Raw genomic sequence first — 16447 nt, 5'->3', positions numbered from 1 at the left:
GCCTCCTCGCTCGGGACGTGGGTCGGGGCGCTCGGGCCGGGCTCCCGCTAGCGGGCGATGCTCTCGACGGGCCGCTGGGCGGAGGCGGAGGCCGCTCGCTCGTCGGCCGTGGGTGAGAGGGCGACGAAGGCCGAGGTGATGAACAGGTAGGACCCGAGGCCGACGGCGAGGGGGAAGATGAACTGCATCGCCGTGGCCCCGGGAAGGCTCTCGCCGGAGGGGTCCACACGCACGCTCACCGCGAACATCCCGGTGTAGTGCATGCTGCTGACGGCCGCTCCCATGACGAGGGAGGCGACGGTGACCGCGAGGGGCGACTTGATGTTGAGGCCGGCCCACAGTGCCGCGGTCGCCGCCACGACGGCGATCAGCACCGACACTCCGACGAGGACGGGGTCGTACCTGATGACGCCGTGCAGCCGGACCGCCGCCATGCCCAGGTAGTGCATGCTGGCGACGCCCAGCCCGGTGGTGAGTCCGCCGAGCAGGAGCGCCCGGGTACGGTCGCGGCTGTAGCCGACGGCGAAGACGCCGGCGCAGACGACGACCATGGCGACGAGGAGGCTGAGGATGGTCAGCGGCACGTCGTAGCGGATGTCGGTGCCGCTGACGCGGAAGCCGAGCATGGCCACGAAGTGCATGGTCCAGATGCCCGTCCCGATGGCGGAGGCCGCGGTGACGAGCCAGTTGCGGCGCGAACGGCCGGTGGTGGCGAGCGCGCGGACCGTGCAGCGCAGTCCGAGCGCGGCGCCTGTGCAGGCCATGACGTACGACAGTACGGGCGTCAGCCAGCCGAAGGCGGCGTGGTCCAGGTGTCCCATGGCCAAGGGACGCTAGGGGGGCACGGGAGCACGAAGGGGGCGCATTTCGAAAGCTGTTGGAATATGACACACAGATGCGACGGAACGATCGGGTCCGGCCCGAACATGTGCACCTATGTATCCCCCGCGACGGTGAGGAATCATGCGGAACATGAGCGACCACCACACACATGTCCAGGAGTTCTTCACCGCCCGGGCGGCCGACTGGGACAGCCGGTTCCCCGACGACGGTCCGGCGTACGCGGCGGCTGTCTCCGATCTCGGACTGCGGCCCGGCGACCGGGTGTTGGACGCGGGCTGCGGCACCGGGCGCGCCCTGCCTTCGCTGCGGACCGCCGTGGGCCCCTCCGGAGTGGTACTGGGTGCCGACCTGACGCCGGCGATGCTCAAGGCCGCCGTGCGGGCGGGCCGGCACCGGGACGGGCGGCTGGTGCTCGCGGACGTCGCCGCGCTGCCGCTGCGGTCCGGGTCCCTGGACGCCGTGTTCGCGGCCGGTCTGATCGCCCATCTGCCGCGCCCGGAGGAGAACCTGCGGGAGCTGGCCCGCGTGGCCCGGCCCGGCGGCATGCTCGCGCTGTTCCACCCCATCGGGCGCGCGGCCCTGGCGGCACGTCAGGGCCGGCAGATCACACCCGACGATTTGCGTGCCAGGACCAATCTCGGCCCGCTGCTGGGCCGTTCGGGGTGGAACATGACGTCGTACATCGACGAGGACACCCGTTTCCTGGCGCTCGCCATGCGTGAGTGAACGTCGAGTCGCCGAGGCAGGGCAGGTCAGTCCGTTCCGGCGACGGCCGCCGTGAAGGCGTCGGGGTTGTCGAACATGATGTTGCGCCCGGCTCCGGGCACCGTCAGCACGCGCACCCCGGTGGCTTCCAGGCTCCTGGCCTTCCTGGAGGAGCCGGCGAGCTTCTTCTACAAGGGCGACCGGCCGCCGCGCGCCGAGGAGTTGGACGGCCCGTTCCGGCGCGGCGTCCTCACCATCGCGCGTGCCACGAGCCGGGCCGAACTGGCCTGGCTGCGTGACACCCTGGCGTCACTCGACGGCGTCAGCCGCTGAGGTGTCACGGTGCCGCACCGGGCACCCACGCAGCCCCGGTACCGGGCGAGTGCCGAGGTCGGCCACCCGGTAGCCGTCCGGATAGCCCTTGATCTCCCGGTTCTGGCGTGCGAAGTGCGGGGAGCGGCGCGGCGGCAGCAGCCGGACGAGCCGGCCACGCGTGCGTACGGCCCGGCGCACCAGTGCCGTGGTGGCCGCGCCGGGAGGGGTGTAGCGGAACGCACGCAGCAGCGGCTCATCGAGCAGGGCGAGCGTCGCAGTGCGCAGCAAGGGCGCCAGCGGACGCGGATACCAGGACGCCATCAGGTCGAGCGTGGCGTCGGAGACCTGCCGGGCCTGCTCGTCCCAGCCGAAGTGTTCCTCCTCGTAGGCGTCGAGGAGCGCCTCGAACTCCTCGTACGTGCCGGGAATGTCCGGGATGCCCATGTGTCGTCCGAGGGTGCGGTAGTACTCGGTGGTGGCGACGACCTCGTGCCGGGACAGCCGCCGCCAGCCGTAGGCGTCGATCCAGCGCCTGGGCACCACGACGAAGGTGCTCAGCACGTACCGCATGTCATCGTCGCCGATGTCGTAGCTGCGGTGCATCTGATTGATGCGGCGGATCGCCGTACGACCCTCCTCCGCGGCGAAACCGTGCTCGACGATGGTGTCGAGGAGCAGCACGGTGTCGTCGTACCGCTTCTGCGTGCGCTCGGTGAGCTCCGCCGTCCGCGCGAGCAGTCGCCCGATGCTCGGCACGGCGTAGGTGCGGTACAGGGCCAGCTCGAGTGCGCGGGTGTAGTCCCAGGGGAACTCGAACGCGGTACTGAGCCGGTAGATCTCCCGTGCGTCCGCCACCGGGTCCAGCCGGCGGATCCGTCCGAGTAGCTCGAAGCGCTTCACCGCGTCGTCCCCCTTCTGCCACGGAACGTCCAACTCTACGTTGAAGCACAGCAGATGAGCGATCGACGATGACCCGTTCGGGGAGGGTGATCCGCGTGTTCGGCCGGATACGCAAGTACGCCGTCAGACTCCGCACCTCCACGCCCGCACAGCCCGCGGGCGCTCGGGAGAGGCGTGCGCACAACTTGTTCGAAGCGGCGGCCACTTATGTGGTGGCCCGGGCGGAGGACGATCAGGACCGGATCGAGGAGGCTGCGGCCTGGGTGTCGCCGGAGGCGCTGTCCTTCGGGGTGAGCGAGCTCGCCTGCCGCGCGGTCGTCGCGTTGGCCCGGGAGCGCAACGCGTCGCCCGCGGCGGTCGCCCATGATCTCCTCGGGCTGCCCGCGGGCTGAGGAAGCCACCGTGCCACAGTGGTCGTTTCGCCCCCGTCCAGGCGGAAACCTGCAGCTCCGCGTGGTGTGAGGAGTCGTGACAAGGGGCTTGCGCTCGCACTAGGGTGCGCGCCGGACCGACGAAACACTGGGAGGCTGGGATGGCCGGAACCGACGATGAGGCCGTCGCCGCCGCGGACGATGCGCTGTACGTACTGACGGCGGTGCTGCTGACGCCGGCACAGTTTCCGAGCGTTCTGGGCGACGACTATCCGGAGGCGTGCGCGGCGCTGGGTCTGGCGCCCCACGCCGACGGGTACGGCCTGGTGCTGGGGCAGGACGGCTACGGCGCCCGCTGGACGGTCGTCATCGACGACGTCTCGCTGGTGGCCGTGGCGATAGCGTCCTGGGACTGTGGCATGGAGTACGAGCTGTCTCCGGACGAACGCGAGGTCGTGGCCGCCCTGCCGGGCTGGCCCCTGGCGGTCGCCGTCTCAGCGCCCGGTGTCCCCGCTCCGCACGACCCCGATCCCGACGTGGCGGACCGGCCTGCCCTGAGCCCCCCGGACACCAGTTCCTGGGGACCGGCCCAGCGCCGCCTGGGCGCCGACGAGATCGCGCTCCAGTGGGCGGCATGGCGGGAGCAGATCAACGACGAGGAATTCGCCAAGCCGGACGGCGAAGGGAAGTCTGACGGGCAGGAGAAGGCCGAGGAGTCGTCGGCGGAGAGCGAGCCGGGCGTGCCGCAGAGCGGCCACCGGGGAGTCAGGCGGGTGCTCGCGGAGGCGCGCGCCTATGTCGACTCGCCGCCGCCGCTCGGCCGGGTCCGCTCGTCGTTCGCCCCGGGTGACGCACGTACGCTGCGCGCCGACGGCCCTGGCTGGTCGATCGTGGCCCGCACCGACGACATCGCGTTCGTGCTGCTCGACGACAAGCCGGGCGAGGTCCTGCCGGTGGGCCGGGGCCGCGAGCTGCCGGGCCTGCTGGAGGCGCTCGACAAGTTGGCCGTACGACCCATCTGAGGCCGAGCGCCCGCCACGCCGGCAACCGAGGCGGGCAGCCGTAGAACGTGCCGCGTGAGGCCCGAGCGCCCTCACACCGGCACCCAGGCGGGGCGGTTGCAGAGCCCGCCGCACGAGGCCCGAGCGCCCGCACCGGCACCGGCACCGGCACCGAGAGGGGCAGCCTGTTGCGCTCGCCGCCTGAGGTCGCACGGCTCTACGCCGCCGGCGGGCGCCGGATGACCGCAGACCCGCTGCCCGAGGCCGGACGACCGGCCGGAGGTCCCGCACGGCATCCGGGGCTGACACCGCCGTCCGGTTCCACGGGGCCACGGCGGCCAGGTGGCCCGTGCGGCCCTGGGAACCGCGTGCCGGTCAGGGGCCCCGCCCAAGGCAGGGCACCCGAACCCGGCTCATTCCGAGAGCCGGGCGGCCCATGGCGGCCGGTATGCCCCCGCCGTGCGGCCTGCCCGCTCCCACAGCCCCACCGAGCCTCCCCCAGAGCCGTCGACCCCTCGCCTCAGCGGCCGAGTTCCTTGCGGGTGACCCTGCGGAGCCTGCGCCGCTGTGAGGGGTCCAGCGCCAGATATCCGGCCACCGGGACCCCGACCACGACCAGGAACGCCACCCACCACGGCAGCCAGATCAGCAGGATCAGCCCGACCGCCACACCCCCGACGGCGATCTTCGCGTTGTTGGACATGAGCGTCGCCTCCTTCGCGGCCACTGCCGCTCTCTGCTCTGAGAACGGCCGCCCGCTCGACACGGTTCCGAAACCCGACCCCGAGACATCCCTGAGGCCCGCCCCCTAATGGATGAGGCCCGCCCCCTGGTGGATCGACGCGCTGCCTCATCCACGCGGGACAAGACCGTCATAGCACTCCACGTTCCGTCGCGCCCGTCCCCCACTCGAACAGATTGTGAAGTGGCCCGGATCGCAAAGTCGACTGAGAAGCGGGGCGGCGAGGTACGCCGTACCTCTGGCCCTCCGTGCGCTCAGCCCCGTGCGCCGAGCAGGTGGTCCATGGCGAGCTGGTCGAGACGCTCGAAGGCCATGCCGCGTGCGGCGGCCGCCGCGACGTCGAAGTCCTCGAAGGCCGTGCGGTCGGCGAGCAGGGCCTGCAGGCCGTCGCCCGCGGTCGGCTGGGCCAGCTGGTCCAGGCGCGAGGCACGCAGCGCCTCCTGGACCTCCGGGTCGGCCCGGAAGGCCGCCGAACGCTCCTTGAGGATGAGGTAGTTGCGCATACAGCCCGCGGCCGACGCCCACACACCGTCGAGGTCCTCGGTCCGCGGCGGCTTGAAGTCGAAGTGGCGCGGCCCTTCGTAGCCGGCGCTCTCCAACAGGTCGACCAGCCAGAACGCCGCCCGCAGATCGCCGGCGCCGAACCGCAGGTCCTGGTCGTACTTGATGCCGGACTGGCCGTTGAGGTCGATGTGGAACAGCTTGCCCGCCCACAGGGCCTGCGCGATGCCGTGCGGGAGGTTCAGGCCCGCCATCTGTTCATGACCCACCTCCGGGTTCACGCCGTACAGTTCCGGGCGCTCCAGGCGCTCGATGAAGGCCAGCGCGTGGCCGACGGTGGGCAGCAGGATGTCACCGCGCGGCTCGTTCGGCTTGGGCTCGATGGCGAAGCGGATGGCGTAGCCCTGGGAGGTGACGTACTCGCCGAGGAGGTCGAAGGCCTCCTTCATACGGTCCAGGGCGGCGCGTACGTCCTTGGCGGCGCCTGACTCCGCTCCTTCGCGGCCACCCCAGGCGACGTACGTCTTCGCGCCCAGTTCCACCGCCAGGTCGATGTTGCGGATGGTCTTGCGCAGCGCGTAACGGCGCACGTCCCGGTCGTTGGCGGTGAACGCGCCGTCCTTGAAGACGGGGTGCGTGAAGAGGTTCGTGGTGGCCATCGGGACGGTCATGCCGGTGGCGTCCAGGGCCTGGCGGAACCGCTTGATGTGCGACTCGCGCTCGGTGTCCGAGGAGCCGAAGGGGATCAGGTCGTCGTCGTGGAAGGTCACCCCGTAGGCGCCCAGCCCGGCCAGGCGCTGCACCGTCTCGACCGGGTCCAGGGCGCGGCGGGTGACGTCGCCGAACGGGTCCCTTCCCTGCCAGCCGACGGTCCACAGGCCGAAGGTGAACCTGTCCTCGGGGGTGGGCTGATAGCTCATGCCGCGGCTCCTTGCTGCGTACGACTATTTCGTCATGGCCGTTTACAAATTAGTATGCGCTCGCACCTCTGGGAAGAGACAAGATGTCTTTGTCCCGCGGAGTTGCGGAGAGTCGCGGAAGAGGGAGAGCCCGATGTCAGCAGCCGAGGGTCCGCTTGTCGTCGGCGTGGACACATCAACCCAGTCCACGAAGGCACTGGTCGTCGACGCGGCCACCGGCCAGGTGGTGGCGAGCGGCCAGGCTCCGCACATCGTGTCCTCCGGCGCGGGTCGCGAGAGCGATCCACGCCAGTGGTGGGACGCGCTGTGCGAGGCGCTCAGCCAGTGCGGTGACGCGGCGCACGAGGCGGCGGCGGTGTCGATCGGAGGCCAGCAGCACGGCCTGGTCACGCTGGACGAGCGGGGCGAGCCGGTGCGTCCGGCGCTGCTGTGGAACGACGTCCGCTCGGCACCGCAGGCCCGCCGGCTGGTCGAGGAACTAGGCGGGCCGAAGGCCTGGGCCGAGCGCACCGGCAGCGTGCCCGGCGCGTCGTTCACGGTCACCAAGTGGGCATGGCTGGCCGAGCACGAGCCGGAATCGGTCCGCGCGACCAGGGCGGTGCGGCTCCCCCACGACTACCTCACCGAGCGCCTGACCGGACAGGGCACGACCGACCGCGGCGACGCGTCCGGCACCGGCTGGTGGGCGTCCGGGACGGAGGCGTACGACGCGGAGACCCTCGCACACGTCGGTCTCGACCCGGCGCTGCTGCCCCGGGTGGTACGGCCCGGAGAGGTGGCCGGCACCGTGCGCCACAACCACGACCTGCCGTTCTCCAAGGGCACGCTGGTCGCCCCCGGCACCGGCGACAACGCGGCGGCGGCCCTCGGTCTCGGACTGCGGCCCGGCACCCCGGTGCTCAGCCTCGGCACGTCCGGCACGGTGTACGCCGTCTCCCGGCATCGCCCGGCCGATCCGACCGGCACGGTGGCGGGGTTCGCCGACGCGCACGGGGACTGGCTGCCCCTGGCCTGCACCCTGAACTGCACCCTCGCCGTGGACCGCGTCGCGGCGCTGCTGGGCCGGGACCGCGACGCGGTGGAGCCCGGAGGCTCGGTGACCCTGCTGCCGTACCTGGACGGCGAGCGCACCCCGAACCTGCCCAACGCCTCCGGCCTGCTGCACGGCCTGCGCCACGACACGACCGCCGGGCAGGTGCTGCAGGCCGCATACGACGGCGCCGTGCACGCGCTGCTCGGCGCGCTCGACCTGGTCCTGGACGAGGACGCGGACCGCAGCACCCCCCTGCTGCTGATCGGCGGCGGGGCGCGGGGGACGACCTGGCAGCAGACGGTACGGCGCCTGTCGGGGCGGCCGGTCCAGGTCCCCGAGGCCAGGGAACTGGTCGCCCTCGGGGCCGCGGCACAGGCCGCCGGCCTGCTGACCGGCGAGGACCCGGCCGCGGTGGCGCGCCGCTGGAACACGGCCGCGGGGCCGGTGCTGGAGGCCGTGGAGCGGGACCGGGAGACGCTGGAGCGGATCACCGGGGTACTCTCCGACGCGGCCCCGCTGCTGGCGCGGGCGACGGAGACCACGCCGCGCCCATGAAGCCCGGCGGCAGACACCGAGGATCGACTCAAGGCATGACCGCACCGCTGCACGAGGCCCGCCCGCCGGGCGCCGGCCGCACCCTGCCGGACACCCAGCAGGGCATGCGCCGGCGCAACCTGGCCCGGGTGATGCACGCCGTCAGCGACGGGGGTTCGCTGTCGCGGGCCGCGGTCGCCTCGCGCATCGGGCTGACCCGGGCGGCCGTGTCGACGCTGGTGGACGAGCTGATCCGGTGGGGGCTGCTGGAGGAGCTGGGCCCGGAGCGGCCGGGCCGGGTGGGCCGGCCCGGGTCGGCGCTCGCGGTGAGCGGCCGCGGTCCGGCCGGGATCGGGGCCGAGATCGGCGTCGACCACCTCGCGGTCTGCGCGGTCGACCTGCGCGGCGCGGTCCGCGCCCGGGCCGTGCGGCACGGAGCGAACCGGGGACGCACTCCCGCACCGGTGGTCGAGGAGCTGACGGAACTGGTACGCCGGGTCGTCGCGGAGGCGGAACGGGAGGCGCTGTGGCCCGCCGGGCTCGCGGTCGCCGTGCCCGGGCTCGTGGCCCGGGACGGTCGTACGGTCGTACGCGCCCCGAACCTCGACTGGCACGACACCGACCTCGGCACCCTGCTGCCCGGGGGGTGGCCGCTCACCGTGGACAACGAGGCCAACTTCGGTGCGCTCGCGGAGCTGTGGCTCGGAGAGGGCACTCCGCACGACTTCCTGCACGTGTCGGCCGAGATCGGCATCGGCGGCGCGGTTGTCGTGGACGGCGGACTGCTGCGCGGCACCCGCGGCTTCGCGGGCGAGCTGGGCCACATACCCGTACGGCCGGACGGGCCGCCCTGTCCGTGCGGTGGACGGGGCTGCCTGGAGCAGTACGCGGGCGAGGAGGCGGTGCTGCGCGCGGCAGGGCTGGATCCGGGCGAGGATCTGGTGGGCCTGCTCGCGGGGCGCGCCGAGCAGGGCGACGCGAGCGTACGGGCAGCCCTGCGGGACGCCGGTACGGCGCTGGGCATCGCCCTGACCGGGGCGGTGAACCTCCTCGACCCCGAGACGGTGGTGCTCGGCGGCGCGCTGGCCGGCCTCTCCCCCTGGCTGCTGCCGTCGCTGGAGGCGGAACTGACGGAACGTACGGCGGGCCCACCCTGCCCGGTGACGGTGTCCCGGCTGGGCCCGGAGGGCCCCCTGCTGGGCGCGGCGCACTCGGTCGTCCGGGGCGTACTGGACGATCCGGCGGTGGTGGCGGAACGATCCTGACATCCCCCGTGGGCGATGCCGGGAGGTCGGGTGACGGACTGGGTGCCACGAGCGGAATGGGTCAGGACACAGCCACAGACCCTGCTCGCCTCATGCGTGCTGATGCTCGATCGGCAGGCCCGCATCCTGCTGCTGCGCTACGGCCCCGGCAACCCGAACTCGGGATCATGGTGGCTGCCGGGCGGAATGCTGGACCACGGTGAGGACCCCTGGTCCGCGGCGCGCCGGGAGATGCACGAGGAGACGGGCATCGAGATCGGCCGCGAGCCGCTGCTGCTCGGCATCGACCACCGGGTGGACGTACTCGGCACCGGACCGGTGCTCGACTGCTACTTCCACGGCGGCACCCTGACCGAGGACACCCGCGTGCGGCTCAGTGCGGAACACGACCGGCACGGGCTGTTCACACTCGATGAACTGGACGGACTGCGGCTCACCGCGCGCCGGGCCACGCTGACGGCGCTGCATGCGGCGGCGCGGGCCGGGAGCGTGCTGTATCTGCGGGAGGGCCTGCCGCTGTGACCGGCTGGGGACAAACGGGCCGGTGACGGCCGGTGTTCACCCGATCGGGTGGCCGGGTTTTCCACAAGTGGGTGCTTCTCCACGGAACCGGTGCGGGCTCTTCTGCCCAACCCGGCCGCGCCGTACCGTGATTCACGCGAGGCGTTGCAGACGGCCCGTCAAGACCGACGCACGCCAAGCGGTTGAGCTCTCTCACACGCATCGGGTGGCAGTGGACTGACAGACATCGGGGGACACATATGCACGTGGAGACGTCCGGGGCGCTGCGGCGCGACGCCGTCGGATTGCGCGAGGTCCTGTTCCAGAGCGTGACGGCGATGGCGCCGGCCGCCGCGGTCGCCGCGTCGATTCCGGCCGGTGCCGCCTTCGCCGGCGGCAGCCTGCCGCTGGCGGTGCTGATCGCCCTGGTGGCCTGCCTGTTCACCGCGTCATGCGTGGCCGAGCTGGCCCGGGAGCTGCCGGCCGCGGGATCGGTGGCCACCTATGCGGCGCGGGGACTGCACCCTGCCGTCGGGTTTCTCGTCGGCTGGGGTTACGTCTTCGTGGAGATGCTGGTGCCACCCCTGCTGCTCCTCCAGCTGGGCTTCACGGCAGCGGGCACGCTGCACGAGGAGTGGTCCTCGTATCCGGCGGATCTGTGGTGGCCGTGGTCCCTGGCGGGGGCCGGCGTGATCGCCGCCGCCGGTTACCTCGGCGTCCGCGCCTCGGCCCGCTTCGGCACCGTCCTCGGCGTCTTCGAGATCCTCGTCTTCCTGGTCTTCGCGGTGCTGCTCATCGGCAGAGCGGGCGGCGCCAACACCCTGTCGGTGTTCGGCACTTCGCACACCGCCGACGGTTACGCAGGGATCGGCGGTGTGTTCGCCGGATCCGTGTACACGGTGCTCGCGTTCGCGGGGTTCGAGGCGGCGGCGCCGCTCGCCGAGGAGACACGCGACCCCCGGCGGACGATGCACCGCGCGGTCCTCGGAGCGGCGCTGGGCATCGGCCTGTTCTACGTGATCACCACGTATGCGATGACCGTCTACTTCGGTCCCGACCGCTTCGCGAAGTTCGGCGCCTCGGGCGCGGCCTCCTGGGACGGCGTCGCCCGGGCCTCCTTCGGCCTCTTCTGGGTGCTGGTCTTCCTGGCCGTGATCAACTCCACGATCGCCAACGCCAACGCATGCGCCAACGTCTCGACCCGCACGGCCTTCGCGCTGGCCCGCATCCGGGTGCTGCCCCGCCTGCTCGCCACGCTCCACCCCCGGCACCGCTCCCCCGTGGCCGGTATCGCGCTGCAGGCCGTCGTGGCGATCGGGGCGGTGCTGGGGCTCGGTTTCGGCTACGACCCGGTGACCGCGTTCCTGCTGCTCGCCACGGTGATCGTCACGGTCGCCGTCGGTGTCTACATCGTCGTGAACCTCGCCTGCGCCGGCTACTTCCTGCGGGCCGACCGGGGCGCGTTCAAGCCGGTACGGCATCTGCTGTTCCCGGTGCTCGGCATCGCGGCCTTCGTCCCCGCCCTGCTGACGGCCGCCGGCATCCCGGCCTTCGACTTCGTCACCGAGCTGACGGCCCCGGTCTCCTACGCCGGGCCCGTCGTCGCCATCTGGATGGCGACGGGCCTGGTCGTACTGCTCCTGCTGATACGGCGTCACCCGGAGCGCATAGCCGAGACCGCGCGGGTGCACCTCGACACGCACGACCCGGCCGGGATCCGGCAGGACGGGACCGTGCCCGGCTGACCTGCCGCCGCCCTGCGGACATGCCATCCGGCTGCTCGGCCAACGCCCGCAGAACCACCAAACCCGCTGATCCTCCGCCGTCCTCCCGGCACAAGGCCACCTCACCGCAGTCCGTCGGCCCGGAGCAGCCGCACCCCCGCAAGCCACGGCCCACGACCGCTCCCGCCTCCGTATCCCGTCTCTCGTTTCCCGTCTCCGTCAGAAGGGACCACCTCCACGATGACCGACCCCCGGATCCTCACCGTGCGCCCGGAACCGGACGAGTACGCCTGGACGTTCGGCGGCGCCCCGCCCGTGGCACGGATCGCACCCGGCGCGGTTCTCGACCTGTACACGGAGGACTGCTTCGCCGGACGGGTGCGCTCCGAGAAGGACCTCGTCTCCGAGGTCTGCGAGTTCCCGTTCCTCAATCCGCAGACCGGCCCCTTCCATATCGAGGGTGCCGAGCCCGGTGACACCGTCGCCGTGCACTTCGTGTCGATCGAACCGGCCCGCGACTGGGCCGCGTCGACGACGGTCCCGCTCTTCGGCGCGCTCACCTCCACGCACACCACGGCCACACTGCAGCCCCCGCTGCCGGAGCGGGTCTGGATCTGGCAGCTCGACCGCGCGCGGCGCACCGCCCTGTTCCAGGCGCAGGACAGTGACATCGAGGTGGAGCTGCCGCTGGACCCCATGCACGGCACGGTGGGCGTGGCCCCCGCGAATCTGGAGGTGCGCTCGGCCCTGGTGCCGGACGCGCACGGCGGAAACATGGACACACCGGAGATGCGGGCCGGCGTCACCTGCTATCTGGGCGTCAACGTGGAGGGGGCTCTGCTCAGCCTCGGTGACGGGCACGCACGGCAGGGCGAGGGCGAGACCTGCGGCGTGGCCGTGGAGTGCGCGATGAACACCGTGGTGATCGTCGACCTCCTCAAGGACGTCGCCACGCCATGGCCCCGGCTGGAGTCGGACACCCACATCATCTCGACCGGCTCGGCCCGCCCGCTGGAGGACGCGTTCCGGATATCGCAGCTGGACCTGGTGCAGTGGCTGGTGCGCGACTACGGGTTCAGTGAGGCGGACGCGTACCAATTCGCAACCCAGGCGGTCGAGTCACCGTTGGCCAACGTGTGCGACACGAACTACACGTGCGTGGCCAAGCTCCGCAAGGAGTGGCTGCCGGCGCGCGAGACGCACCGCGGCATACACGCACGGCTGCGGGAAACCGCGCGTGCACTGCGGAGCTGACACCTACGACGTCCCGATAGGCCCCGGTCCCGGCCCCTGCCCCTGCCCTGTCCCTTCTGGCTTCCGGCGGCACCGGCACCCGACCCCTCACGAACCTGTCGCCCCACGACACCCAACGCCCCACGACTCCTGACCCCCCACACACCCGAAAGGCACCCGCCGATGGACATGGACACGGTCGGCCCCGCACAGCCAGGAGAGCAGGCATCACCAGCGAGCCCGGTGCGGCCGCGCCTGAGCAGGCGACGGCTGCTGCAGGGCGCGGCGCTCGCCGCCGTCCCCTACGCGCTGCTCCCCGATCCCCTAGCCGGTGCGCAGCCCGAGTCCGTCGACTACCCGCCGGCCGAGTGGCAGCCGGCGAGCACCTCCAACTACACCCCGTCCGACCGGCCCGTCGGCTACGACATCGACCGTGTGATCATCCACGTCACGCAGGAGACCTACACCAAGACACTGGCGATCTTCGTCAACCCGCAGAAGAAAGTGTCCGCGCACTATCTGGTCCGCTCGGCGGACGGACACGTGGCCCAGTGTGTGCACGAGGCCGACATCGCCTGGCACGCGGGCAACTGGGACTACAACACCCGCAGCATCGGCATCGAGCACGAAGGGTGGGTGGACCAGCCGTCCTACTTCACCAACGCCCTCTACGAGCAGTCGGCAAGGCTCACGGCGGCGATCTGCGACAAGTACGGCATCCCGAAGGACAGGGAGCACATCATCGGCCACTATCAGGTGCCCGGCACCGACCACACCGACCCGGGTCCCCATTGGGACTGGGTCCGCTACCTCAGACTGGTCAACTTCGCCTGACCGGACGACGATGGTCGCCGTACCGACATCACTGTTCCCACCGTCCGGGGAGGCCGAGTTGACCGATCCGTGGGTGGCCCTGGAGCCGGGGGCCGACCCCGCCGAGCGGGTCCGTGTGCTGCGCAGGGCGCACGAGACGTTCACCACGATGGGCACGGTGCCGCGCCCGGTGCGGTCGGTGGTGGCGGAGTCGTGGCGGCGCAGCGCGCGGGCCGGGGTCGGACCGGACGGCGCCGCGAGCGTGGAACTGGCGGACGGCGACCTCGGTGCATACCGGGCGGAGCACCCACTCGCCCGGGTGATGCCGCTGTTCCGGGAACTGATGGGCACGTTCGCCGCCGACGGCGAGCATCTGCTGGCGGTGTGCGACGCGCAGGGCAGGCTGCTGTGGGTCGAGGGGCATCCGGCGACCCGGCGCCGGGCGGACGGAATGAACTTCGTACCCGGAGCACGCTGGTCGGAGAACGCGGTCGGCACCAACGCGCCGGGGACCGCGGTCGCCGTGGACCGGCCGGTGCAGGTGTTCGCCGCGGAACACTTCATACGGCGGGTCCAGCCGTGGACGTGCGCGGCGGCGCCGGTGCACGATCCGCGTACCGGCCGGGTCCTGGGCGCCGTGGACATCACCGGCGGGGACGGGCTGGCGCATCCGCACAGCCTCGGGTTCGTGCAGGCGGTGGCGCGGGCCGCGGAGGCCCAGCTCGCGCTGCTCGCACCGCCCCGGACGGCCGCGGACACGCCGCTGCTCGCCGCACTGGGGCGGGACGAGGCCGAGCTTGTGGTGGACGGCCGCCGGATCCGGCTCAGCCGCCGGCACAGCGAGATCCTGGTCCTGCTGGCCCGGCATCCCGAGGGGCTGAGCGGAGACGAGCTGCTGTGCGCGCTGTACGCGGACGAGTCGGTGACCCCGGTGACCCTGCGTGCCGAACTGGCCCGGCTGCGCAGACTGTTGGGCCCGGGGCTGCTCGGCTCGCGGCCGTACCGGCTCACGGCCGCGGTCGAGTCGGATGTCACCGTGGTCGAGCGGCGGCTGCGGGCGGAGGCGGTCACCGCGGCGGCCGAGGCGTACACCGGTCCGCTGTTGCCCGGTTCGCAGGCTCCGGGGATCGTACTGCTGCGGGACCGTCTCGCCGGTGGCCTGCGGACGGCCCTGATCGCGCACGGCGACCCGGACCTGCTGGCGGACTGGGCGCACGCGCCCTGGGGCGAGGACGACGTGGAGGTGTGGCGGGCGCTGGCCGCGATGCGGCCGACGGCGCCGGTGCGGGCCCGGCTGGCCGCGCTCGAGGCCGAGCTGACGGCACCGGCCGGCGGGGCGCGGGGACGAATTCGCGGCGCAACGTAGTTGCAACGTCCGCCCGCCTAGCCTCGCGCCGAGAGCTGCCCAACGGCGGGCAGCGCTGCACCGGGAGGCAGACCAGCATGACTCGTTACGCGGCGCCGGGCACCGAGGGCGCGATCGTCTCCTACCAGGCGCGCTACGACCATTTCATCGGCGGCGAGTACGTGCCGCCGCTGCGCGGGCAGTACTTCGAGAATCCGTCGCCGGTCAACGGACAACCGTTCACCGAGATCGCGCGCGGCACCGCGGAGGACGTCGAGCGGGCGCTGGACGCGGCACACGAGGCCGCGCCGGCGTGGGGTCGTACGTCGGTGGCGGAGCGGTCCGACATCCTGCTGAAGATCGCCGACCGTATGGCGGCCCACCTGGAGCCGCTGGCGGTGGCCGAGAGCTGGGAGAACGGCAAGCCGGTCCGCGAGACACTGGCCGCCGACATCCCGCTGGCGATCGACCACTTCCGTTACTTCGCGGGGTCGATCCGGGCGCAGGAGGGGTCGCTCAGCGAGATCGACGACGACACGGTGGCGTACCACTTCCACGAGCCTCTTGGGGTCGTCGCGCAGATCATCCCGTGGAACTTCCCGATTCTGATGGCGGCGTGGAAGCTCGCGCCGGCGCTCGCCGCGGGCAACGCGGTCATCCTCAAGCCGGCCGAGCAGACCCCGGCCTCCATCCACTACTGGGTCAGCCTGATCGCGGACCTGCTGCCGCCGGGTGTGCTGAACATCGTCAACGGGTTCGGGGTGGAGGCGGGCAAGCCGCTGGCGTCCAGCCCGCGGGTGGCGAAGGTCGCGTTCACCGGGGAGACCACGACCGGGCGGCTGATCATGCAGTACGCCTCGGAGAACATCAAACCGGTCACCCTGGAACTCGGCGGCAAGTCCCCGAACATCTTCTTCGACGACGTCTGGGCGCACGACGACGACTTCCGCGACAAGGCGCTCGAGGGTTTCACGATGTTCGCGCTCAACCAGGGCGAGGTCTGCACCTGCCCGTCCCGGGCGCTGATCGAGCGCGGCCACTACGCGGAGTTCCTCGAGGCCGCGGTCGAGCGCACCCGGCGGATCAAGCCGGGCCACCCCCTCGACACCGACACGATGATCGGCGCCCAGGCCTCCAACGACCAGCTGGAGAAGATCCTCTCCTACCTGGACATCGGCCGGCAGGAGGGTGCGAAGGTCCTCACCGGCGGTGAACGCGTCGAGTACGACGGTGAGCTGAAGGGCGGCTACTACGTCCAGCCGACCATCTTCGAGGGCGACAACCGGATGCGGATCTTCCAGGAGGAGATCTTCGGCCCGGTCGTCTCGGTGACCTCCTTCGACGGCTTCGACGACGCCGTCAAGATCGCCAACGACACGCTGTACGGCCTCGGCGCGGGCGTCTGGACCCGGGACGCCACCACCGCCTACCGTGCGGGCCGCGCGATCCAGGCGGGCCGGGTGTGGACCAACTGCTACCACGCCTACCCGGCGCACGCGGCGTTCGGCGGCTACAAGCAGTCCGGCATCGGCCGCGAGACGCACAAGATGATGCTGGAGCACTACCAGCAGACGAAGAACCTCCTGGTGTCGTACTCGCCGAAGAAGCTCGGCTTCTTCTAGACGCACGAGAAAAGGCGCCTGACCTGGTCTTTTGCCGGTCAGGCGCCTTCGGCGGAGCCTGCTCAGAGCGGGGCCCGGT

General features: G+C 71.9%; 15 protein-coding genes and 2 pseudogenes. 12 read left to right on the top strand and 5 right to left on the bottom strand.

Annotation, left to right across the window (positions count from 1 at the left end):
- Positions 1-47 precede the first annotated feature (47 nt).
- Positions 48-821 (bottom strand): MHYT domain-containing protein, encoded by a 774-nt coding sequence (locus BFF78_RS36500; RefSeq protein WP_069782351.1) that lies wholly within the window; start codon positions 819-821, stop codon positions 48-50.
- Between the two features lie 151 nt (positions 822-972).
- Here BFF78_RS36500 and BFF78_RS36495 point away from each other — a divergent pair, with 151 nt between their 5' ends.
- Entirely contained in the window at positions 973-1569 is a 597-nt protein-coding gene (locus BFF78_RS36495; RefSeq protein ID WP_069784032.1) for a class I SAM-dependent methyltransferase, read from the top strand.
- Between the two features lie 26 nt (positions 1570-1595).
- Here the strand turns inward: BFF78_RS36495 and BFF78_RS45010 are convergent.
- Positions 1596-1703: pseudogene (locus tag BFF78_RS45010) on the bottom strand (alpha/beta fold hydrolase); the annotation flags it as partial.
- On the opposite strand from BFF78_RS45010, the pseudogene BFF78_RS36490 reads away from it, so the two are divergent.
- Positions 1696-1881: pseudogene (locus tag BFF78_RS36490) on the top strand (PadR family transcriptional regulator); the annotation flags it as partial. The pseudogenes BFF78_RS45010 and BFF78_RS36490 overlap by 8 nt on opposite strands.
- Here BFF78_RS36490 and BFF78_RS36485 read toward each other — a convergent pair.
- Positions 1858-2763: an oxygenase MpaB family protein gene (locus tag BFF78_RS36485; RefSeq protein ID WP_069784031.1), complete on the bottom strand. Its 906-nt coding sequence runs from the start codon at positions 2761-2763 to the stop codon at positions 1858-1860. The pseudogene BFF78_RS36490 and the gene BFF78_RS36485 overlap by 24 nt on opposite strands.
- A gap of 95 nt (positions 2764-2858) precedes the next feature.
- On the opposite strand from BFF78_RS36485, the gene BFF78_RS36480 reads away from it, so the two are divergent.
- A complete protein-coding gene (locus tag BFF78_RS36480; RefSeq protein ID WP_069784030.1) occupies positions 2859-3155 on the top strand; it encodes a hypothetical protein in 297 nt (98 codons plus the stop codon).
- 140 nt (positions 3156-3295) lie between these two features.
- A complete protein-coding gene (locus BFF78_RS36475; RefSeq protein ID WP_069782350.1) occupies positions 3296-4156 on the top strand; it encodes a hypothetical protein in 861 nt (286 codons plus the stop codon).
- Positions 4157-4655: 499 nt separating this feature from the next.
- Here the strand turns inward: BFF78_RS36475 and BFF78_RS36470 are convergent, their stop codons facing one another.
- Both BFF78_RS36470 and xylA read right to left on the bottom strand, forming a co-directional pair.
- Positions 4656-4838 carry a hypothetical protein gene (locus BFF78_RS36470; RefSeq protein WP_069782349.1) on the bottom strand — a complete coding sequence of 61 codons (183 nt, stop codon included), beginning with the start codon at positions 4836-4838 and terminating at the stop codon, positions 4656-4658.
- 293 nt (positions 4839-5131) lie between these two features.
- On the bottom strand, positions 5132-6298 hold the full coding sequence (xylA, locus tag BFF78_RS36465; protein ID WP_069782348.1) for a xylose isomerase: 1167 nt from the start codon (positions 6296-6298) through the stop codon (positions 5132-5134).
- Between the two features lie 133 nt (positions 6299-6431).
- On the opposite strand from xylA, the gene xylB reads away from it, so the two are divergent.
- The 8 genes from xylB (at position 6432) to adh (ending at position 16368) form a co-directional block, all read left to right on the top strand.
- A complete protein-coding gene (gene xylB / locus BFF78_RS36460) occupies positions 6432-7886 on the top strand; it encodes a xylulokinase (protein WP_069782347.1) in 1455 nt (484 codons plus the stop codon).
- Positions 7887-7921: 35 nt separating this feature from the next.
- A complete protein-coding gene (locus tag BFF78_RS36455) occupies positions 7922-9130 on the top strand; it encodes an ROK family transcriptional regulator (RefSeq protein ID WP_069782346.1) in 1209 nt (402 codons plus the stop codon).
- Positions 9131-9145: 15 nt separating this feature from the next.
- The gene (locus BFF78_RS36450; protein ID WP_069782345.1) at positions 9146-9652 is read left to right on the top strand and encodes an NUDIX hydrolase; all 507 of its coding nucleotides are present in this window, start codon (positions 9146-9148) and stop codon (positions 9650-9652) included.
- A gap of 239 nt (positions 9653-9891) precedes the next feature.
- Positions 9892-11376 (top strand): APC family permease, encoded by a 1485-nt coding sequence (locus BFF78_RS36445; protein ID WP_069782344.1) that lies wholly within the window; start codon positions 9892-9894, stop codon positions 11374-11376.
- 219 nt (positions 11377-11595) lie between these two features.
- Positions 11596-12609 (top strand): acetamidase/formamidase family protein, encoded by a 1014-nt coding sequence (locus tag BFF78_RS36440; RefSeq protein WP_069782343.1) that lies wholly within the window; start codon positions 11596-11598, stop codon positions 12607-12609.
- A gap of 168 nt (positions 12610-12777) precedes the next feature.
- Positions 12778-13422 carry an N-acetylmuramoyl-L-alanine amidase gene (locus tag BFF78_RS36435; RefSeq protein WP_079161897.1) on the top strand — a complete coding sequence of 215 codons (645 nt, stop codon included), beginning with the start codon at positions 12778-12780 and terminating at the stop codon, positions 13420-13422.
- Between the two features lie 58 nt (positions 13423-13480).
- Positions 13481-14767, top strand: a complete 1287-nt coding sequence (locus tag BFF78_RS36430; protein WP_069784029.1) for a GAF domain-containing protein — start codon at positions 13481-13483, stop codon at positions 14765-14767.
- 77 nt (positions 14768-14844) lie between these two features.
- Entirely contained in the window at positions 14845-16368 is a 1524-nt protein-coding gene (adh, locus tag BFF78_RS36425; protein WP_069782341.1) for an aldehyde dehydrogenase, read from the top strand.
- Positions 16369-16447: the final 79 nt, after the last annotated feature.

Source organism: Streptomyces fodineus, from assembly GCF_001735805.1.
Classification (GTDB): domain Bacteria; phylum Actinomycetota; class Actinomycetes; order Streptomycetales; family Streptomycetaceae; genus Streptomyces; species Streptomyces fodineus.
This window is presented reverse-complemented; position numbering and strand designations above follow the sequence as displayed.